At 69.5% G+C, this 21,099-nt stretch carries 16 protein-coding genes; 8 read left to right on the forward strand and 8 right to left on the reverse strand.

The window, feature by feature from the left end; translation table 11 throughout:
• The first annotated feature begins 143 nt into the window (after positions 1-143).
• Positions 144-5,639, forward strand: coding sequence for a carboxyl transferase domain-containing protein (locus AB0J91_RS28345; protein WP_363874779.1), 5,496 nt, complete (start codon positions 144-146; stop codon positions 5,637-5,639).
• 144 nt (positions 5,640-5,783) lie between these two features.
• Here the strand turns inward: AB0J91_RS28345 and AB0J91_RS28350 are convergent, their stop codons facing one another.
• The 5 genes from AB0J91_RS28350 to AB0J91_RS28370 form a co-directional block, all read right to left on the reverse strand.
• Positions 5,784-6,206, reverse strand: coding sequence for a GreA/GreB family elongation factor (locus AB0J91_RS28350; protein ID WP_363874782.1), 423 nt, complete (start codon positions 6,204-6,206; stop codon positions 5,784-5,786).
• A 456-nt stretch (positions 6,207-6,662) separates the two neighbouring features.
• Entirely contained in the window at positions 6,663-8,222 is a 1,560-nt protein-coding gene (locus tag AB0J91_RS28355; protein ID WP_363874785.1) for a M20/M25/M40 family metallo-hydrolase, read from the reverse strand.
• A 45-nt stretch (positions 8,223-8,267) separates the two neighbouring features.
• Positions 8,268-9,779 carry an acetyl-CoA hydrolase/transferase family protein gene (locus AB0J91_RS28360; RefSeq protein ID WP_363874788.1) on the reverse strand — a complete coding sequence of 504 codons (1,512 nt, stop codon included), beginning with the start codon at positions 9,777-9,779 and terminating at the stop codon, positions 8,268-8,270.
• A gap of 211 nt (positions 9,780-9,990) precedes the next feature.
• Positions 9,991-10,371 carry a hypothetical protein gene (locus tag AB0J91_RS28365; RefSeq protein ID WP_363874791.1) on the reverse strand — a complete coding sequence of 127 codons (381 nt, stop codon included), beginning with the start codon at positions 10,369-10,371 and terminating at the stop codon, positions 9,991-9,993.
• Between the two features lie 352 nt (positions 10,372-10,723).
• Entirely contained in the window at positions 10,724-11,623 is a 900-nt protein-coding gene (locus tag AB0J91_RS28370; protein WP_363874793.1) for a LysR family transcriptional regulator, read from the reverse strand.
• A gap of 93 nt (positions 11,624-11,716) precedes the next feature.
• On the opposite strand from AB0J91_RS28370, the gene AB0J91_RS28375 reads away from it, so the two are divergent.
• The gene (locus AB0J91_RS28375) at positions 11,717-12,688 is read left to right on the forward strand and encodes an FAD-dependent oxidoreductase (protein ID WP_363874796.1); all 972 of its coding nucleotides are present in this window, start codon (positions 11,717-11,719) and stop codon (positions 12,686-12,688) included.
• A gap of 67 nt (positions 12,689-12,755) precedes the next feature.
• Here AB0J91_RS28375 and AB0J91_RS28380 read toward each other — a convergent pair whose 3' ends face one another.
• Positions 12,756-13,577, reverse strand: a complete 822-nt coding sequence (locus AB0J91_RS28380; RefSeq protein ID WP_363874799.1) for a lipase family protein — start codon at positions 13,575-13,577, stop codon at positions 12,756-12,758.
• 189 nt (positions 13,578-13,766) lie between these two features.
• A complete protein-coding gene (locus AB0J91_RS28385; RefSeq protein WP_363874802.1) occupies positions 13,767-14,981 on the reverse strand; it encodes a cation:proton antiporter in 1,215 nt (404 codons plus the stop codon).
• A 356-nt stretch (positions 14,982-15,337) separates the two neighbouring features.
• Here AB0J91_RS28385 and AB0J91_RS28390 point away from each other — a divergent pair, with 356 nt between their 5' ends.
• Positions 15,338-15,682 carry a hypothetical protein gene (locus AB0J91_RS28390; protein ID WP_363874805.1) on the forward strand — a complete coding sequence of 115 codons (345 nt, stop codon included), beginning with the start codon at positions 15,338-15,340 and terminating at the stop codon, positions 15,680-15,682.
• 102 nt (positions 15,683-15,784) lie between these two features.
• Here the strand turns inward: AB0J91_RS28390 and AB0J91_RS28395 are convergent, their stop codons facing one another.
• On the reverse strand, positions 15,785-15,952 hold the full coding sequence (locus AB0J91_RS28395; RefSeq protein WP_363874808.1) for a hypothetical protein: 168 nt from the start codon (positions 15,950-15,952) through the stop codon (positions 15,785-15,787).
• 266 nt (positions 15,953-16,218) lie between these two features.
• Between AB0J91_RS28395 and AB0J91_RS28400 the strand changes: the two genes are divergently transcribed.
• The 5 genes from AB0J91_RS28400 to AB0J91_RS28420 all read left to right on the forward strand — a co-directional run bounded on the left by AB0J91_RS28400 (position 16,219) and on the right by AB0J91_RS28420 (position 20,919).
• Complete coding sequence (locus AB0J91_RS28400; RefSeq protein ID WP_363874811.1) at positions 16,219-17,016, forward strand: MHYT domain-containing protein; 798 nt, start codon at positions 16,219-16,221, stop codon at positions 17,014-17,016.
• Between the two features lie 101 nt (positions 17,017-17,117).
• A complete protein-coding gene (locus AB0J91_RS28405; protein WP_363874814.1) occupies positions 17,118-19,481 on the forward strand; it encodes a nitrate- and nitrite sensing domain-containing protein in 2,364 nt (787 codons plus the stop codon).
• Positions 19,482-19,499: 18 nt separating this feature from the next.
• The gene (locus AB0J91_RS28410) at positions 19,500-19,904 is read left to right on the forward strand and encodes a roadblock/LC7 domain-containing protein (RefSeq protein ID WP_363874817.1); all 405 of its coding nucleotides are present in this window, start codon (positions 19,500-19,502) and stop codon (positions 19,902-19,904) included.
• Positions 19,905-19,919: 15 nt separating this feature from the next.
• On the forward strand, positions 19,920-20,294 hold the full coding sequence (locus tag AB0J91_RS28415; protein WP_363791069.1) for a DUF742 domain-containing protein: 375 nt from the start codon (positions 19,920-19,922) through the stop codon (positions 20,292-20,294).
• Positions 20,275-20,919, forward strand: a complete 645-nt coding sequence (locus AB0J91_RS28420) for an ATP/GTP-binding protein (RefSeq protein ID WP_363874820.1) — start codon at positions 20,275-20,277, stop codon at positions 20,917-20,919. The genes AB0J91_RS28415 and AB0J91_RS28420 overlap by 20 nt, the downstream gene beginning before the upstream one ends.
• Positions 20,920-21,099 lie beyond the last annotated feature (180 nt).

Genomic DNA, 21,099 nt, shown 5'->3' on the forward strand with positions numbered 1-21,099 from the left:
AGGGCTTCCGTTTGGTGGGTCTCGACTATTTTCGGGGTCCACCACGCCAGGCTGGCTACATATCCCTACTTCCCGGTAACCGGGAGGGTGTTCTTGAACGTCGGGAGTGACAGCTCCCGTGAGGAGATTGGGAGGTCTTGTCGGTGTTCCGTCGTGTGGCGATCGTCAACCGCGGGGAAGCCGCGATGCGGCTGATTCATGCTGTGCGGGAGGTCGAGGCCGAGACCGGAGCCCGGATCGAGACCGTCGCCCTCCATACCGACGCGGACCGCTCAGCGGCCTTCGTGCGGGAGGCGGACCTCGGCTACGACCTCGGCGCGGCTCGGGATCGGCCCTACCTGGACCTGGGTGTGCTGGAGCGGGCGCTGGTCGAGACCGGGGCGGACGCGGCCTGGGTCGGCTGGGGCTTCGTCGCGGAGGATCCGGCGTTCGCCGAGCTCTGCGAGAAGGTGGGCGTGACCTTCATCGGCCCGAGCGCCGATGCGATGCGCAAGCTCGGCGACAAGATCGGTGCGAAGCTGATCGCCGAGGAGGTCGGTGTCCCGGTCGCGCCGTGGAGCCGGGGCGAGGTCGCCGACCTGGACTCGGCCGTCCGCAGCGCGGGTGAGATCGGCTACCCGCTGATGCTCAAGGCCACCGCGGGCGGCGGCGGACGCGGCATCCGGGTGATCAACGACGAGCGGGAACTGGCCGACGCCTACGAGCGCACCCGGCTGGAGGCCGAGCGGGCTTTCGGCAGCGGCGCGGTCTTCCTGGAACGGCTGGTCACCGGCGCCCGGCACGTCGAGGTCCAGGTGATCGCCGACGGCCAGGGCACGGCGTGGGCGCTGGGGGTCCGCGACTGCTCCGTGCAGCGCCGCAACCAGAAGGTCATCGAGGAATCCTCCTCGCCGGTGCTCAGCGCCGAGCAGAGCGCGGAGTTGAAGGCCGCGGCCGAGCGGCTCGCGCTGGCCGTGGACTACCGGGGCGCCGGGACCGTGGAGTTCCTCTACCACCCCGGTGACCGGCTGTTCGCCTTCCTGGAGGTCAACACCCGCCTGCAGGTCGAGCACCCGATCACCGAGGCCACCACCGGCATCGACCTGGTGAAGGCCCAGCTGCACGTGGCGTCGGGCGGCAAGCTCGAAGGGGAGCCGCCCGCCGAATCCGGGCACGCCATCGAGGCCCGGCTCAACGCCGAGGACCCGGAGCGCGACTTCGCACCGGCGCCGGGCAAGATCGTCCGGCTCGACTTCCCCGCAGGCCCCGGCATCCGCGTCGACACCGGCGTGGACGAGGGCGACAGCATCCCCGCCGACTTCGACTCGATGATCGCCAAGATCATCGCCGTGGGGCGCGACCGGGACGAGGCGCTGGGCAGGCTGCGCCGCGCGATGGCGCAGACCACGGTGATCGTCTCCGGCGGCGCGACCAACAAGAGCTTCGTGCTCGACCTGCTCGACCGGCCCGAGGTGATCGACGGTTCCGCCGACACGGGCTGGATCGACCGGGTCCGCGCCGAAGGTGAGCTCCAGTCGCACCGGCACTCCGCGATCGCCCTGGCCGCGGCCGGCATCGAGGCGTACGAGGACGCCGAGCTCGTCGAGCGGCAGCGGTTCCTGGCCGCCGCGCACGGTGGCCGGCCGCAGGCGCAGCACGAGAGCGGGAGGCCCCTGGAGTTCAAGCTGCGGGGCAACTCCTACCGGGTGCAGGTGGCGCGCATCGGGCACGAGCGGTTCCGGATCGGGATCAGCGCGGGCAGCGGCGCTCCGGTGCACACCGCCGACGTCGAGGTCGAGCGCTTCGACGACCACGTCGGGCAGCTCATCGTCAACGGCGAGCGCTACCGCCTGGTCACCGACACCCACGGTCCGGTGTGCCTGGCCGAGGTGAACGGCGTGGCGCACCGGGTCAGCCGCGACGAGGGCGGCGTGCTGCGCTCGCCCGCGCCCGCGCTGGTCGTCGCGACCCCGCTGGAGGTCGGCGCCGAGGTCGAGGAAGGCGCAGCGGTCCTCGTGCTGGAGAGCATGAAGATGGAGACCGTGCTGCGCGCACCCTTCCGCGCCAAGCTGCGGGAGTGCTTGGTGCGCACGGGAAGCCAGGTCGAGACGGGCGCGCCGCTGCTGCGGCTGGAACCGCTCGGCGACTCCGACGAAACCGGCGCGGAGCAGGCCACGTCCGAGACCGCTGATCTCGCGCTCCCCCCGGGACGGGAAGGGATCGATGCGGGCGAGCGCGCGACGCGCAGCCGGCAGGACCTGCGCAGCATGCTGCTCGGGTTCGACGTGGACCCGCAGGACGAGCGCCGCGTCCTCAACGACTACCTGCGGGCCCGCGAGGAACTGGTCGAGGCCGGACGGCGTCCGCTGGCCGAGGAGATCGAGCTCCTGGAGGTGTTCGCCGACCTCTCCGAGTTGAGCCGCAACCGGCCGGTCGGGGAGGAGACGGCGGCGGACTCGCGGGTGCACAGCTCGCGCGAGTACTTCCACACCTACCTGCAGAGCCTCGACGTCGAGCGGGCCGGACTGTCCGAGACGTTCCAGCGGCGCCTGGTCAAGGTCCTCGCCCACTACGGGGTCGACGAGCTGGACCGGACCCCGGAGCTGGAGGAGGCGGTCTTCCGGATCTTCCTCGCCCAGCAGCGCGCCTCCTCGGACGAGGCGGCCATGGCGACCCTGCTGCGGCAGTGGCTCGCCGAGGCGCCGCCCTCCGGCGCGAACCGGCAGCCCGCCGGTCTCGCCCTGGAGCACCTGGTGGCGGCCACCCAGCTGCGGTTCCCCGCCCTGTCCGACCTCGCCCGCACCGTGGCGTTCCGCTGGTTCGCCCAGCCGATGCTGCGGCGCCACCGCGCGGAGGTCTACGCGGGGGTGCGCAAGCACCTGAGGTACCTGGACGAGAACCCGGCCGCACCGGACCGGGCCGAGCGGATCTCCGCGATGGTCTCCAGCGCCGAACCGCTGGTCCGGCTCGTCGGGCAGCGCATCGGCCGCGAGGGAACCGACCCGGCGCCGCTGCTGGAGGTGCTCGCCCGCCGCTACTACGGCAACCGGGAACTCGACGACGTCCGCACGGTCGAGGTAGCCGACTGCACCTTCGTCACCGCCGAGCACCGGAGCGCCGGTTCGCGCGTGGTGAGCACGGCGGTGGACTTCGCCGCGCTGCCCGACGTCGTGCGGGCGATCGGTGAGCTGGCCACCGACGGCGGCCTGGTCGCCGACGTCTACCTGGTGTGGGACGGCCAGCCCGACGACACCGACGCGATGGCTGCCCGGCTCGGCGAGGTGCTCGCCGCTCAGCAGCTGCCGAGCCAGGTCAACCGGATCACCACCACGGTGGCCGGTCCCAGCGGTGCGGTGATGCACCACCACTTCACCTTCCGCCCGTCGCCGGAGGGCTTCGCCGAGGAACGCCTGATCCGCGGGCTGCACCCGTTGCTCGCCGATCGGATGCAGCTGGAGCGGCTGCGCGAGTTCGACCTCGACCGCCTGCCCTCGGCCGACGAGGAGGTCTACCTGTTCCGGTGCGTGGCACCGCAGAACCCCGCTGACGAGCGGTTGGTGGCGCTGGCCCAGGTGCGTGACCTGACGCCGCTGCGGGAGTCCGACGGCAGGCTCGTCGCGCTGCCCGCCGCGGAGGGCGTGCTCACCGCGTGCCTCGACGCGATCCGCAAGGCCCAGGCGAAGAAGCCCAAGGCGAACAAGCGATCCGGGACCAACCGCATCGTCATCTACGTCTGGCCTCCGAACGAGCTGTCCATGGAGGAGCTCGACGTCGTCGCGCAGCGCGTGCTGCCCACGACGGCCGGTGCCGGGCTGGAGGAAGTGCTGTTCCTGGTGCGCCAGCCAGACCCGGAGACCGGTGAGCTCGGCGAGGTCGCGGTGCGCATCGGCTACGACGCCGGGGCGGGGATGCGGCTCTCCGTCGAGCAGCCGTCGGTGGAGCCGGTGCAGCCGCTGGACTCCTACCGGCAGAAGGTGTTGCGGGCGGCCAACCGCGGGACCGCGTACCCGTACGAGTTGACGAAGATGCTCGCCGGCGCCCACGGCCGCTTCGTCGAGCACGACCTCGACGAGGACGGCGTGCTGGTGCCGGTGGACCGGCCGAAGGGGCAGAACTCGGCGGCGATCGTGGCGGGCGTGGTCACCACGCCCACGCGCCGGCACCCCGAGGGGATGTCGCGGGTGGTGCTGCTGGGCGATCCGACCAAGGCGCTGGGCGCCCTGTCTGAGCCGGAGTGCTCGCGCGTGATCGCCGCGCTGGACCTGGCCGAGCGGATGCAGGTGCCGCTGGAGTGGTTCGCGCTGTCGGCGGGCGCGCGGATCTCGATGTCCTCGGGCACCGAGAACATGGACTGGGTGGCCGCCGCGCTCAAGAAGATCGTCACGTTCACGCAGGGTGGCGGTGAGATCAACGTCGTGGTGGCGGGCATCAACGTCGGCGCGCAGCCGTACTGGAACGCCGAGGCCACGATGCTGATGCACACCAAGGGAATCCTGGTGATGACGCCGGATTCGGCGATGGTGCTCACCGGCAAGCAGTCGTTGGACTTCTCCGGTGGTGTCTCGGCCGAGGACAACTTCGGCATCGGCGGCTACGACCGGGTGATGGGCCCGAACGGGCAGGCCCAGTACTGGGCGCCGAACCTCGCCGCCGCCAACGACGTCCTGATGGCCCACTACGAGCACACCTACATCGCCCCGGGCGAGGCCGGGCCGCGCCGCGCGGGCAGCAGCGACCCGCGCGATCGCGACATCTCGAGCTACCCGCACGAGCTCGCCGACAGCGATTTCAGCACCGTGGGGCAGATCTTCTCCGCAGAGCACAACCCGGACCGCAAGAAGTCCTTCGACATCCGGACCGTGATGCGGGCGGTGTCCGACCAGGACCACCCGGTGCTGGAGCGGTGGGCCGGGATGGCCGACGCCGACACGGCCGTCGTCCAGGACGCGCACCTCGGTGGCAGCCCGGTCTGCCTGATCGGTGTCGAATCGCGTTCGGTCGCTCGGCGCGGGTTCCCGCCCACCGACGGGCCGGACGCCTACACCTCGGGCACCCTGTTCCCGCGGTCGTCGAAGAAGGTCGCGCGGGCGATCAACGCGGCCAGCGGGAACCGGCCGCTGGTGGTGCTGGCGAACCTCTCCGGGTTCGACGGCTCGCCCGAGTCGATGCGCAAGCTGCAGCTGGAGTACGGCGCCGAGATCGGCCGGGCCATCGTCAACTTCGACGGCCCGATCGTGTTCTGCGTGATCTCCCGCTACCACGGCGGCGCGTTCGTCGTGTTCTCCAAGGCGCTGAACCCGAACATGACCGTCCTCGCGGTCGAGGGTTCGTACGCCTCGGTGATCGGTGGCGCACCGGCGGCAGCGGTCGTCTTCGCGGGTGACGTCAACGAACGCACCGCGAACGACCCGAGGGTGCGGGAGCTCGAGGAGCTCGTGTCGGCTGCCGACGGTCCGGAACGAGCGGCTCAGAGCCTGAAGCTGGCCGACGTCCGGGCCGAGGTGCGTGCCGAGAAGCTCGGCGAGGTGGCCGCGGAGTTCGACCGCGTCCACAGCATCCAGCGCGCGGTGGAGGTCGGCTCCGTCGACGCGATCGTGAGTGCCGAAGAGCTGCGTCCTCGGATCATCGACGCCATCGAGAAGGCGGCGCAGCAGCGCTGAACCTGAGGGGTGCGGTTCTGGTCCGAACTGTCCGGTCGAAGAGGACATCGATCATGGACGGTTCGGACCAGAACCGACCCTGAACGCAGGCGCGCTGGAGGGCCGTCCGATCGACACGGCATCGGCCGGCTGGCCGCGAAGGGGTCACGGGCCGTGCGGGACCGCTTTGAGGAGGGTGACCCGCTCGGTGCCCCCGTTGGGGACCTCGTAGGTCCGCTCGTCGCCCTGCCGGGCTCCGGTAAGGGCGGCGCCGAGCGGCGATTCGGGGGAGTAGACCGCGAGACCGTCGGTGTCGGTCCCGTCGCGGGTGCCGAGCAAGAAGGTCTCGATCTCGCCGTCGTCGTAGCGGACGGTGAGCTGCATGCCGGGCTCGGCGACCCCGTCGTCCGGCGGCGGGTCGCCGACCACCGCGTTGTTCAGCAGATCCCTGATCTGCCCGATGCGAGCACGCCGGTGCCCCTCGTCGTCCAGCTCGGCGGCGGGACGGTGGGAGACCAGTTCGGCGAGCTCGGCCCGCAGCCGGTCGTGAGCGTCCTGGGTCATCCAGTGGGGGTGCGTGGTCGTCATGGTCTTCCTCGTGTCGACGGGTCGGTTCGGGGACGCCGGGATCAAGGCGTTGCTGCCGCGCGATGCGAAGAGGTGTGCGCCCGGACCTCATCGATCCGAGGTGCGCGGCATCGGGAGGAGGCTCGGCGAGGCGTCGGCGGACGATGTCCGCTCGCGCCGCTCAGCCGTGCGGGGTGATCACCGTCGGCGGCGTACCGGTCTGAGCCGGATGTTTCCGCGGTCTTCGGAAGGCGAGCCGATCACCGCTGAGGCCCGCGGACCACGACGGGTGCGTGCGATAGCGCCCATGACCAGCCCTCCCGTGATCTGACCTCACCGTTCAAGCCCGATCATGGCAGACGTTCAGACCAACGACACTGTGGAAAACGAACAAATCGACCAGTGGCACCTGTGCGGTTCCTCCAGCCCGCGGCGCGACCTCGGTCTACCGCAGGTCGAAAAGGAAGAGGCCGCCGGTCAGAGCCAGACGAGAGCTGCCACGACGAGAGCCTGGGTGCCCGTGGTCAACGTCGGTTGGATCACCGGGGCGAAGGTGGGCGAGTGGTTCCCCGGGACGTCCTGGGAGCCGTCGCCGACCAGGTCGGGATCGAGGCCGCCGATGCCCCAGTAGGTGTAGGGGATGTCGAAGGCGGTGGCCAGGTCGCTGAAGTCCTCGCTGGCGGCCCACCGGCCGAGAGGCCCGGCGCGGTCCCCGAAGAAGTCGGCGAACGCTTCGGCGACCTTGCCGGTGGACGAGGCGTGGCTGTCGGCCGCGGCGAGCGTCGGGCCCGCGTTGGTGGCCACGGTCCCGGCCGGCATCGGCAGCACGTGCTGGGCCAGCGCCACATCAGGACGGGGGATGAGCGCGCGGAGACCGTCGTCGACCATGCCCCGGGCGCCGTCGGCGACCTCCTCGGCGGGCTGGAACAGCACGACCAGCGTGCCGTTCCACCGGCCGGTGGCCGAGGCCATCAGCTGCGCGGCCCCGAGCAGGCAGGCCACGTGCACGTCGTGCCCGCACGCGTGCATCACCGGTTCGCCGTCAGCGGTCGCGGTGCTCGCGTAGGGCAGGCCGGTGTCCTCCCGCACCGGCAGGGCGTCCATGTCGGCCCGCAGCAGGACCGTGGGCCCGTCACCGTTGGCCAGCACCCCGACCACGCCGGTGCCGCCCACCTTCTCGTGGACCTGGTAGCCGGATTCCCGGAGCCGTTCGGCGACCAGCGATGCCGTGCGGGTCTCCTGGTGGGACAGCTCCGGGTGCGCGTGCAGATCCCGGTAGAAGTCCTCCTGCCACGACAGCGCGGAGTCCAGATCGGCGAGCACCGCTGCGGCTCGTGGCGTGTCCGTGCTGGTCTCACTCCTAAGTGTGCGCCCGGAATCTCGGTCAGGATGCGTCGCAGCCGGCCGGGCCGCACCATCGCGTCGCGGCGTGCTGGGCACCCGCAGGCTGTACCGGACCCCGAGCATCCGGATGGTGAAGCACACCGCCGCGGCCACGAGCGCGCTCGCGATCCCGTAGACCCCCAGGTGCACGGTGAGCACCGTCAGCATGGCGCCCACCAGCGCAGGAACGGCGTAGAAGTCGCTGGTCAGCACCGAGGGAACCCGCTTGATCGCGACGTCGCGCAGGGTCCCGCCGCCGACGGCCGTGAGCGCCCCCAGCAGCACCGCCTGCACCCCGCCGAGACCGTACGCCAGCGCCTTGCTGGCACCGGTCACGCAGAACACGCCGAGCCCGATCGCGTCGAAGATCGTGATCAGCTTCGCGAACCGCTCCAGTTCCACGCTGATGAAGAACGCCACGAGCGCCCCACCAGCGGCGACACCCAGGTAGAGCGCGTCGCTGAAGGTGGCGGGCGGCAGCGACCCGATCAGGATGTCCCGCAGGATGCCGCCGCCGAGCGCGGTCATCATGCCCAGCGTGAGGACCCCGACCAGGTCGAGCCGCACCACCCGCACGGCGGTGAGCGCACCGTTGAGGCCGAACGCGAACGTCCCCGTCAGATCCAGCGCGAGCAGCAACGGCGGTTGAGACATGACCACAGTCTGACCCCGACCCCCGCCTCGCACGCGGGTGGATGCTCACGGTCGCATCGATCCGTGCTGGACGTAGCGGTGGTGCCAGGACAGGGATTCGTCGAGCAGGTGCGGGGTGTGCAGCCCGAACGACGAGTGCTGCGCGCGCTGGAAGTAGTCGTGGAGCAGCGGCCGGAAGTCGGGGTGCGCGCAGCGGTCGATGATGCGTTCCGCACGCTTCTTGGGCGACAGGCCGCGCAGGTCGGCCAGGCCCTGCTCGGTCACGACGACGTCCACGTCGTGCTCGGTGTGGTCGACGTGCGAGACCATCGGCACGATCGCCGACACGTCGCCGTTCTTGGCCTGCGACGGTGTCACGAAGATCGACACGTAGGCGTTGCGCGCGAAGTCGCCGGAGCCGCCGATGCCGTTCTGGATGCGGCTGCCCATCAGGTGCGTGGAGTTGATGTTGCCGTAGATGTCGGCCTCCACGATCCCGTTCATCGCCAGGCAACCGAGCCGTCGCACCACCTCGGGGTGGTTGCTGATCTCCTGCGGCCGCAGCACGATCTTGTCGCGGTAGGCGGCGGTGTCCCGGTTGAACCGGTCCACCGCGGTCGGGCTCAGCGAGAACGCCGTCGCGGAAGCCATCAGGAGCTTGCCCGATTCGATGAGCTGCAGCATCCCGTCCTGGATGACCTCGGTGTAGGCGGTCAGCCCGTCGAACGGGCCGGTTTCGAGACCGGCGAGGACGGCGTTGGCGACGTTGCCCACCCCGGACTGCAGCGGCAGCAGCTCCCGGGGCAACCGGCCGCTGCGCACCTCCAGCTCCAGGAAGTCCAGGACGTGTTCGGCGATCTGCTCGGAGGTCCGGTCGGGTGGTGTGAAAGCCGCGTTGCGGTCGGGTGATTCGGTCTCCACGACCGCGATCACCTTGTCCGCCGGGCATTCCAGGTGCGGCACGCCGATCCGATCGGCCGGGTGCGTGATCGGGATGGGCTTGCGGTGGGGCGGGAGAGCGGTCCCGTAGTAGATGTCGTGCATGCCGTCGAGGTGCTCGCTCTGCCACGAGTTCACCTCGAGGATCACCCGATCGGCCTGCTCCAGCCACGTCTTGTTGTTGCCCACCGACGAGGACGGGATCAACCGGCCGTCCGCGGTGATGCCGCTGACCTCCACGACGGCCACGTCCAGCTCGCCGTAGATGCCCTGCCACACCCGCTGCGCCACGTGCGAGAGGTGGATGTCGGTGTAGTCCAGGCGGCCCGAGTTGATCTTCGCCCGGCTCACCGGATCCGACTGGTACGGCAACCGGAGGTCGATCCCCTCCACCTCGGCCAGCGCCCCATCGAGCTCCGGAGCGGTCGACGCCCCGGTCCACAACCCGACCTTCATCGGCCGACCCTGCTCGTGGGATCTGGCGACCCGCTTCGCCAGCGCTCCCGGCACCTCCTTCGGATACCCGGCACCGGTGAACCCGCTCATGCCCACGTTCTCGCCGGGCTCGATCATCTCGGCGGCCTCCTCAGCCGAGACGATCTTCGACGCGAACTGCCGATTCCGAATCCTGCCGGTCATCCACGACCTCCCGCTCAACGTTGAGACGCGCAGCGCCATCTCGGGCCAAGGGCGCTTGTTGTGACGCGGATCCTAAGCACGACACCGGGCGGAACCGGCTGTGACGTGGGTCACGAAAAGCACCGAAGGAGCGCGCTCACCAGGCAAGACGCGGCGGCCGATGGTTCAGGCGACGTCTCGGCATCGTTCGCTGAGCGACACCGCTGGTCGCTCAGCGAACTCCACCGGCGCGCTTCCGGAGCGCGAGCACCGTGGTCACCGCGAGGACGACCACCCCGACCGACTCCACGACGATCGAGGTCGGCGCCAGCCGGTAGCCGAGGCTCGACCGCATCCCGAACAGCGAAACCGGGCTCAACGCGATCAACAACGCCAACAACGTCCCCAACACGAACAGCAGCCCCAGAGCACTCGCCAGCGCCAACCGCTGCTGCCCGGCCACGATCACCGCCACGGCCAACGCAACCGCCCCCACCGCGTTCACCACGAACAACACCCCGAGCAAACCCCCGGTCCCGGTGAGCACGAGAAAAAGATGAATCCCACCCATGCCCAGCAGGAAAGCCGCGCTCAACCCCCGCCAGACAGCCAAAGCCCGGCCACCCGCAACCGAAGACGACGCACCCGAACGCTCAGACGACATCTCCCCACCTGCCTCCCGCACGGCGGCGCACACCGCCCAGTCCACCACGCCCCAGATCACTGCGCAGGCCTTTTGCCCCCGATCATCGGATGGGCATCTGTCATCGTCGCCAGGTCCGCGCGTTCACGCGCGTCGACGCGACGAAGAGGGAGGAGCGAGCTCCGGGCGAGCGGGCTTTCCGCGGCTTCGTGCCGACGGGTGGCCGTCGGCTTGGCTGCTCGCGATCCACGAGTCCCGCGACCGTGGAGCGATTCCCTCTCGTGCGTTCATGGGCGAGTGTTGGACGTCGGGATCGCACTGATCACCTCTTCTGGGCGCCACCAGGGCCTGGCATCTGCCTGCACAGATCGAGGAAGTGGTTGAGCGCTGGGCTGGTCTCGGGGTGGTAGGCGAGGGCGAGGTCGACGGTGGGGCGTGGTGCCGCGAGGTGTTTGAGGCGTACGCCGCGGGTGCGCAGGGAGCGTGCGCGGGGCGCGGGCACCGGTGCGATCCCGGCGTTGTCGGCGACGGCGCGGAGGAGTTGTTCGTCGTCGGGTTCCTCGCGCACGACTCGCGGGGTCGAACCCGGCCAGATCTGGTTGACGATCCGGTCGTACATGCCCGGGGCGTTCTCACGCGGCCACAGGACGACGGGCTGGTCCTCGACCTGGTCGCGTCGGACCGTGCGCACCGACGCCAAATCGTGCCCCGCGGGTACGGCCAGCAGGAGTTCTTCCGTGGTCAGGGTGTCGCAGCGCAGGTCGGGGATGTCCAGCGGTGGGCGAACGAACGCGGCGTCGAGCGAACCGTTCCGCAGATCGGCGATGTTGCGGGCGGTCCACCCGGTGGTGAGCGCGAGTTCGATGCCCGGGTGGTGCTCGCGGAAGCGGTCGACGAGTTCGGCCGTCACACCGCCCGGAGCTGACCGCGTGTAGGCGATGCGCAACCGGCCGGCCTGGCCGGTGACGGCGTCGCGGATGGCCCGCTCGGCGCGATCGAGCCGGTCCATCACCTGCCGGGCTTCGGCGACGGCGACCTCACCGACCGGGGTCAGCGCGATCCCGGTGGACCGGCGGTCGACGAGTGCCGCGCCGAGCTCGCGTTCGAGCAACCGGATCTGCTGGCTGAGCGCGGGCTGGGCGATGTGCAGCGAAGCCGCCGCGCGGGTGAAGCTGCGGTGCTCGGCCAGGTGGACCAGGTAGCGCAGCCGGCGAACCTCCATCCAGCCACTATAAGCGCTCCTTATGGGCGCATACCAATCGGATCTTGGACAACGGCCTGGTGGACGACGTGCACTGGGCTGGTTCGTGTCGTCGTGGGAGAGCGGGGCAAGGTGGAGGAGTTCGACGTCGTGGTGGTCGGTGGCGGCATCGTGGGGATGACCTGCGCCGTCGAGTTGCGCCGACGCGGTGCGCGGGTGTGCGTGGTGACCGCCGACGAACCCGCGAGGACGACGTCCTGGCTCGCGGCCGCGGTCTGGTACCCGGTCGGCATCGGCGGCAGCGAGCGCGCGTTGACCTTCGCGCAGGAGACCTTCGACGTCTTCGCCGACCAGGCGGCACGGGGAGTGCCCGGGGTGCGCATGATCGGCACGCGCATGCTGCACCGGCGCCCGCTGCCCGCGGACCCGTGGTGGTCCACGGCGGTTCCCGGGTTCGAGACCGAGGACGCGGACGATCCGTTCACCGGAACCTGGCGGTTCTCCGTGCCGCTGGTGGAGGTTCCGCTGTACCTGCCCTGGCTCCACGCGCAGGCGCGGGAACTCGGCGTCGAAGTGCGCAGCAGGAACCTGGCGTCGCTGGCGGAGATCACCGACCATGCGAGGTTCGCGGTCAACGCGACCGGCTTGGCCGCCGGCGCGCTGTGCGGGGACACGACCGTGCAGCCCGTGCGCGGGCAGGTCATCCGGGCGTCGAACCCCGGACTCGCGGTGTCGGTGCGCGACGAGCACAACCCCGGCGGGCACACCTACGTCCACCCCCGCCACGACGACGTGATCATCGGAGGCACCTTCGAGCCCGGCAAGACCGACACCGCTCCCGACCCCGACACGGCACGGGCGCTGTGGGCGCGCGCGACCGAACTCGTCCCCGAACTGCACCAGGCCCGCGTCCTGGAACACCACGCCGGTCTGCGCCCCGCCCGCGAAGACGGCCCACGCGTCGAACTCGACCGATCCCTGGTCCCCGGCCGAACGGTCGTGCACAACTACGGCCACGGCGGCGCGGGAATCACCCTGTCCTGGGGAAGCGCCCGCGCAACCGCCGACCTCATCGCCCACGCGTGACATCGGACGGCGACGCCACCGCGTCCGCGCCCCCGGAGCCACCTCCGGGGGCGCGCAGCGCGGGTGATCAGGAGAGGTTCTTCTCCACCAGTTCGACGTAGTGGTCGATGAAGTGGTCCCGCACGCCGTCGGTGCCAGGAGCGAGAGGGTCACTGGTGAGGCCCTTGATGCCGTCGGTCAGTCCGCCGGTGAAGCTGGGCTTCTCGCGCAGGACGCCGTCGCTGTCGAAGTACCGCACGTCGTCGACGTGGTGGAACGCCGGTTCCGGTGGCACCTGCGCGACGACGTCGTTGTTGTTGACGAAGCGGAAGACTCGGGAAGCGAACGCCTCGTTGTACGGCGCGGCCAGCGACCTGTCGCAGGTGCGCGGCTGCCCGAAGGTGTACACACCGTTGGGCAGCAGGTTCGGGTCCTCGAAGTGCATCCGTGCCGATGCCAGCATGGCCAGCGCGCCTCCGAGGCTGTGCCCGGTGATCCACAGCGTCTGGTCGTTGTCCCGCAGCTCCTGCACGGCTTCCTTCACCTGCGGGTAGATCGAATCCAGTGCCCGGCTGAATCCGTCGTGCACGAACCCCTTGCCCGCGGGTCCCGGCGTGCCCAACGCGTTGACGTCGGAAAGCCAGTCCTTGATGTTCGTCGGTTCGGTTCCCCGGAACGACACGATGATCATCTTGTCGCTGCCCGCGACGAACGCCTGCGTGTCCTCGATCGGGAACGACGCGTCCAGTTTGGTGTGGAAGAACTCGCACCGGTCCAGCCCCCACCGGCGGGTCGTCTCGCGAACCTCAGCTTCGTCCGAGTAGGCGAGCTTGGCCGCCTTGACGAGCCAGTACACGTGGGAGAGCCGGTAATCGGTCACCGTCTGGTCCAGTTCGGACACCGTTGTCATCTTGTTCGTCACCTCTGCAGCTAGGGACTCGTGTGAACGCCGCAGTGCGCTGCGGTACCACCGCAACGATGGCAACGACTGCTCCCGGAGTCCCGGGTGATCACCGTAAAGAATGGTCAGACTGGCACGCTTCAGCGACCCGCTCGGCGCGGCGCGGGCGACGTGTGGGGATTGCGGCCGACTTCGGGATCAGGGCTCTACGCCCGCTCTGGCGGGCCGGGACAGGCGGCCGGCGACGAGCGGGAACAGGAGCACGGTGACCGCTCCTGCGGAGACCATGACCGAGGCCGTGGCGGCGGTGATGAGCTGGGAGGACGCCGCGATCTGCGTGACCGCGACGATGATGGGGAGCCCGGTGGCCGCGTACAGCCCGAGCGCGACCTGCTCGCGGGTGTCGGTGATGCCGGAACGGGTCGTGGTCCACGCCTCGCGCAGGAACACGGGCAGGCCACGCACCAGGAGGATCATCGCGATGAACCCGAGCAGCAGCGGCCACTGCGAGGCGACCGCCGCGATGTCGATGGCCATGCCGCTGGTCACGAAGAACACCGGGATGAGCAGGCTGAACCCGACGATCTCGATCTTGTGCGTGATCTCCTCGGCATGACCCTGGGCGACCGCCTGCAACACGGCGTTCGACAGCAGACCGGCGGAGAAGGCCCCCAAGGCGACATCGAGTTCGAGCACCGCCGTCAGCAGCATCAAGGTCACCAGCACGAGAACGGTGATCCGCAGCGTCGTCTGCATCGTCGTGTTGGACGCTCCCATGACCGCCCGTCCGAGCAGCGGCAGCCTGCGCAGGATCCGGGCTGGAAGCACGACCACGATCACAGCCGCCGCGGCGAAGGCCAGCAGCACCGCGGCGGCCTGCCACGTGCCGCGGGTCGACAGCAGCACCGACATCGCCACGATGGGCAGCAGCTCACCGTAGGCGCCGTGGGTCATGATCGCGCGCCCCAGCGGCGTTCCCGTCCCGCCGGAGTCCTTCAAGATCGGCAGCAACGTTCCCAGCGCCGTCGACGTCGAGGCGATCGCGACGACGATCGCGACCTGCAGCTGGCCGTGCGTCAACAGCAGCCCGGCGCCGACACCGAGAACGACGCACCCCACCCACGTCAGCGCCGCGTGCCTGCCCTGCGCGCCGTGCATGTCCGCCACGCGCACCTCGAAGCCCGCGAGCAGGAACAACAGGCCCAACCCGAGCTCACGCAGGAACCCCACCGCATCGGTCTCAGCCGCCAGGCCCAGCGCGTGCGGCCCGATCAACGCGCCGAACACCAGCAACCACACCACGTCCGGAACGACCCGCCGAGTGACCAGCGCGAACACGGGCCCCAACGCCGCGGCCAAAGCGATCCACCACACCGACAGCAGGTCCGTGACCAGTGCGTGCTCCTCACCCATGAGCAGCAACGCTAACGGGGAAGAGCGCCAACCGCCCTCCCGCAGAACCAGGACGCGCACCGACCTGGCGGCGAGAGCACCGCGTGATCCAGCCGCCGGAACCGCTCAGAAGCCTCGAACATCGCTGTGCCGGAGGCACTTCAGTCTTGGACGAAGGAGCTCTGGATCGACGTTCTTGCGGGCATCCTTGATCTCATGTGGGGATACCTCGTTCCTCGGAGATTCCGTCGACCAGGGCAGTGTTGCCCGTTTCGCGCTCAGGGCACTTCGCCTCTGCCGACTGCACCGCCGGCGACTACACCGTTGGTTGACCGCTCTTGCTACTGCGGCATGAGTTCTCCTGGAAGGAGTGCGCCATGCGGTTCCCACAGCTCCGGATCTTCACTTGGGTCATCCTCGCCATCAACGCGATTTTCCTGATCTGGATCATCGGCGGCATCGCCACTCGCCCCGACCCGAATGACACTGCGGCGAACGTCGGCACGGCCATCGGAGTCGGGCTCATCATCGGCTTGTGGGTCGCCGCCGATGTGATCCTCGGGATCCTCTGGCTGATCACCAAGCCAAAAACCCGTGATTGTCCGGCATGCGGCCGGACGGTCAAGCGGGGTCAGATGGAGTGCAAGGGATGCGGGTACGACTTTGCCCAGGCTGCGCGATTCACCCAGGGCGGCAGGCAACGTCCTCCAAACCCCGCGTGATCTCACTACCGACTCGATGCTCCTCGATGGTGATTCCGAGTCCAGGCGCTCCCCGCCACCCCGGCCAACGAGCCCGAGCGCCCAAGCGATTTGCGCCGCACGTCACCCTGTCAGCGCGAAAGTCGCCATCAGCAGCAGCCCGATGGTCGCTGACGGACGCCCGATCTCGAAGAAGATCGCTGCGGAATCGACGGCGTCGTCCATGAATTGATCTTGCGGATGATCACCGATCACGGTGAGGTAACGCCGCGCCACTTTCTGCAATTCCACACGCGCACAGGGCGCCCTGCGAACTTCATCGCCGAGAGTTCGCCGGGTGTTACCAATTTGCTGAAAAAGGCGCTGGAGCTGGGGATATCACTGCGTGTTCGCATTCAATCACGCTATCCAACCTACTTTTGAGTATGGTTGTCACGTTTCGATCACGTGTGTATGGTCGCTGCCGTTGTGAACGGCCAGTCGGGGCTTCGTGGGTCGCTTCTTTTTTGACGAGTGCTGCCTACACACATTAGGGAATCATGGGTCAAATAGGCTCGATGACCGAGTTCGGTTTCGGCTGGTTGACGCCGGTGCTGTCGTACGTGATGGCGTGCGTCGGCGCCGGGCTCGGGCTGCGCTGCATGGTCCGGGCCCTGGGGACGACGGGGCGTGCGCGGCGCAGCTGGCTGATCAACGGCGCGTTCGCGATCGGTACCGGGATCTGGACGATGCACTTCATCGCGATGCTGGGCTTCAGCGTCACCGGGACCGACATCCGCTACGACGTGCCGTTGACCGTGTTGAGCCTGGTCGTGGCCGTCATCGTGGTCGGCATCGGGGTTTTCGTGGTCAGCTACAGCCGCAGCAAGACGCCTGCGGTGCTCGGTGGTGGCGTGATCACGGGGATCGGCGTCGCCGTCATGCACTACGTCGGGATGTCGGCGATGCGGATGTCCGGCTCGATCCACTACGACCTGCTGACCGTCGCGCTTTCCGTGCTCATCGCGGTCGTCGCGGCCACCGCCGCGCTCTGGGCGACGCTGACCGTGCGGGGTTCCCTCGCCGCGTTCGGCGCGTCGTTGGTGATGGGCATCGCGGTGAGCCTCATGCACTACACCGGAATGGCCGCGGTGCACGTCGAACTCCACTCGGGAGCGCACGCGATCCATTCGGAACTGCCCGGTGCGACGCCGATGTCGTTCATCTTCCCGCTGACCGTGCTGCTGGGGACGTACCTGTTCCTGTCCTCGGCGTTCGTCGCGATCTCACCGAACGTGCCCGGATCGAATTCGCGCCGGAAGAACCCCGCCAGACCCGAGGAAGCGGCTGAGGAACACCAGCCCCTCTCCGGATAACACCCGTTCGCCAAGTTTTCCGCCGCGCCACATTCCGCTGGTAGCGGGCGGACCCGCACATCTCATTCCCGGATTCTCCATTTCGGGATGGAGGCCTGAGCATGTCTGCAAAACCGGCACACTCGAAGCCGGACCATTCCCGGGCGAGACTTCGCGCTCCCGCCCTTCCGAAACTGCTGCGCCCGAAGACGGTGCGGGCCAAAACCGTCGCACTGCTCGCGGTGCCCGTCGTGTCGCTGATGGCGCTGTGGTCGCTGACCACGGTGACCGCCGTGCAGGACGCGTGGTCGCTGCACCAGGCCGAGCAACTCGACCGCAGCCTGTCCGCGCCGATGCACGACGTGGTGGAACGCCTGCAGGCCGAGCGCGAAGCCGTGGGCAGGCACCTCGCCGCCCCCGGTTCCACCTCCGAACTCACGTCGCTGCACGAGCAGACCTCCTCGGCCGCAGCGGCGTTGCAGACCGCGGTCCAGCAGGCCAGCGCCAACATCGCGAACCTCGCGCCGGAGTTGCGAGGACGCGTCGACGTGCTCAACGACGACCTGGAGCGGCTGCGGCCCCAGCACGAGGCGGTGCTGGCGGGGAACACCGACTGGAACTCCACCTACCGCGCCTACACGCGCGCGATCGACGACGTCTTCTCCATCGAGGAGCGGATCACCGGCGTCCAACGAGGTGAGGCCGCCGAGGGTGCGCGACTGGTGCTGGGCATCGGCCGGGTCGAGGAGATGGTCGAGCGGCAGGACGCCGCGGCGACATCGGCGTTCGCGGCCGCGCGGATCAGTCCCGAGCAGCACGCGGCCTTCGCCGAAGCGCTGGGAGGCCAGCGGGTCCTGACCGATGACCTGCTGCCGGAGTTGTCGAGCGCGGACCAGGACGCCTATCAGCAGCTCACCCGCAGCGACGGCTACCGCGCGCTGTCGGAGATGCAGGCCCGGCTGCTCAGCGCCGATCCGGCCGCCCTCGGCACCATTCCGCCGAACCAGTGGGGCGACGCGGTCGACCAGGTGACCCAGGCGATGGAGGCCGGAGGGGACCGGGCGCAGCTGGCGAGCGCGGCCGCGGCGGAGGCGGCGAGCGCGTCGGTGCGCACCAACGCGATCTGGACGGTCGTCGCCGGTCTCGTCGCCGTGCTGCTGGCGCTGGCGATCTCGGTGCGCATCGGACGCGGCATGGTGATCGAGCTGGTCGGTCTCCGGAACTCGGCGATGGAGCTGGCCGATGAGCAGCTGCCGGAGGCGATGCGGCGGCTGCGCGCGGGGGAGAAGATCGACGTCTCCACCGCTGTTCCGGTGATCACCCCTGGTGATGGCGAGGTCGGCCAGGTGGGCGAGGCGATCAACGCCGTGCAGCACTCGGCCATGCAGGCTGCCGCCGAACGCGCCGAGCTGCTCACCGGTGTCTCCGGCGTCTTCGTCAACCTCGCGCGGCGGAACCAGGCGCTGGTGCACCGGCAGCTGGGGCTGCTGGACGCGATGGAGCGTCGCACCGAGAGCGAGAGCGACCTCGAAGACCTCTTCCGCATCGACCACCTGGCCACCCGCATGCGCCGCCACGCCGAGAGCCTGATCATCATGTCCGGCGCGACCCCGGGCCGCGCGTGGCGCACCCCGGTGCCGCTGATGGACGTGATCCGGTCCGCGGTCTCCGAGGTCGAGGACTACACGCGGGTGGAGATGCGCCGGCTGCCGCAGGAGCTGTCGGTGCTGGGCTCGGCGGTGTCGGACGTGACGCACCTCTTCTCGGAGCTGGTGGAGAACGCCACGGGCTTCTCTCCGCCGGACGCCACGGTGCTGGTGCACGGTGAGCCCGTCGGCTCCGGTTTCGTGGTGGAGATCGAGGACCGCGGCCTGGGCATGGCACCGGACCGGATGGCCGAGGCGAACCAGCGGGTCCAGGAGGCTCACCGGCTGGAGCTGTTCGACAGCGGCCAGCTCGGCCTGTTCGTGGTGAGCCGGCTGGCGCACCGCCAGGGCATCCAGGTGTCGCTGCGGCGCTCCCCCTACGGCGGTACGACGGCGGTGGTGCTGATCCCATCGGCGATCCTGGTCAACCCGGTGCGGGACGCCGAGTCCACGGTGGACTCGATCCGACCCGTCGAGGCGTTCCCGGAGCCGGAGCCGGAGCCCGTCCCGATGAAGGCGGTGGCGACCAGGCTTCCGGAGCGTCGCCCGAAGCCCGAATGGACACCACCGGACGTGGTCGAAACAGCGCCCGCTGACCACGCGGTGGACGTTCCGCCGAGGATCGAAGGCCGGCTCGACGAGGACGAGATCGCGGGTCTTCCCCGCCGCAAGCGCCAGGAGAACCTGGCGCCGGGCCTGAAGGCGGTGGATTCCCGCGGCAGCGCGGAGGAAGGACCGGCGCCGTTCGGCGGAGGGGTGTCGCCCGAGACGGCGCGCTCGATGATGTCGGCCCTCCAGGAGGGTTTCGCCCGCGGCCGAGGCGACCGCGCCGACGACTGACACGAGGGGATGCACGAGATGTATGCGACTGAGCAAACCAGGGAGCTGAGCTGGCTCCTGGACGACTTGGCCACCAAGGTGCCGATGGTCCGGGTCGCGCTGCTGCTCTCCAACGACGGCCTGGCCATGGCCGCATCGGCGTCGATCAGCGACGAGGAGTCCGAGCACCTGGCAGCGGTGGCCTCCGCGCTGCAGAGCCTGGCGAAGGGCACGAGCAGGCACTTCGACGCCGGTTCGGTGCGCCAGACCATGATCGAGATGGACGGCGGTTACCTGTTCGTGGTGGCGGCCGGCGGCGGCACGTGCCTGACGGTGTTCGCCGACTCCGGCGCCGACATCGGCTTCATCGCCTACGAGATGGCGCGACTGATCAACCAGGTCGGCGAGCACATGTTCACCGCCGAACGCGCGCGCGATGTGTGACGCGGGGGCCCGGACGTGAACAGAGCGGATCAGCGCTGGTTCGACGACGAGGCCGGCCCGATGGTGCGGCTGTTCGCGCTGACGCGCGGACGCGCGAGGCCCCAGCACACCAACCTGGACGTCATCGCGCTCGTCGCCGCCCGCACCACACCGGAAAAGGACATGACGCTCACCCCCGAGCAGGCGGGGATCCTCGACCTGTGCCGGGAACGCCCGACACCGGTCGCGGAGATCTCGGCCCGCTCGGACCTGCCGCTGAGCGTCGTCCGCGTACTGCTCGCCGACCTCGTCGAAGCCGGACACATCCAGGTCGAACGCCCGACCCCGGCCCACGAGCTGCCGAGCGAGCACATCCTCAGAGAGGTAATCGATGGTCTCCGCGCGCTCTGACTCCCGCACCCACTCGCCGACCGGCCCGATGGCGCTGAAGATCCTCATCGCAGGCGGTTTCGGCGTCGGCAAGACCACCATGGTCGGCACCGTCAGCGAGATCCAGCCGCTGCGCACCGAGGAGAAGCTCACCGAGGCGAGCGTCGAGGTCGACCGGACCGACGGCGTGGAGCAGAAGACCACCACCACGGTCGCGCTGGACTTCGGCAAGATCACGCTGCGGGACCGCTTCGCGCTCTACCTCTTCGGCACGCCCGGCCAGGACCGCTTCTGGTTCTTCTGGGACGACATCGCCCAAGGGGCGCTCGGTGCGGTGGTCCTCGCCGACACCCGCAGGCTGCGGGACTGCTTCGCCGCCGTCGACTACTTCGAGCGCCGGGAGATCCCGTTCATCGTCGCTGTGAACCACTTCGACGGCTCCCGCAGCTACGACGTCAGCACCGTGTCCGCGGCGCTCGACCTGGATCCGGGAATTCCCGTCATTCTCTGCGATGCCAGGGACAAGAACTCGGCGAAGGAAGTGCTGATCACCCTCGTCGAGCACGCCAGCCGCCTCTACGCCGAACAGCGCGAGCGCCCCGCCGAACCCGCCCGCTACGTCGGTCCGGCGCGCTCGCGGAGGTAGGGCTCCTTCCTGCCATGCGCTGACCAACTTCCGCGTTCGTCAGCAGGACTGAAAGTTCTTCCGATCCATGCGCACTCGACCCGACGATGCTGAATCTTCGGGACACCGGGACATCGACGACGGATTCCGGTGATCTTCACGCAAAGCGGATCGCGGTTTCGATCATGTGGGTGACGATGC

Source organism: Saccharopolyspora sp. NPDC049357 (assembly GCF_040677225.1).
Lineage (GTDB): Bacteria > Actinomycetota > Actinomycetes > Mycobacteriales > Pseudonocardiaceae > Saccharopolyspora.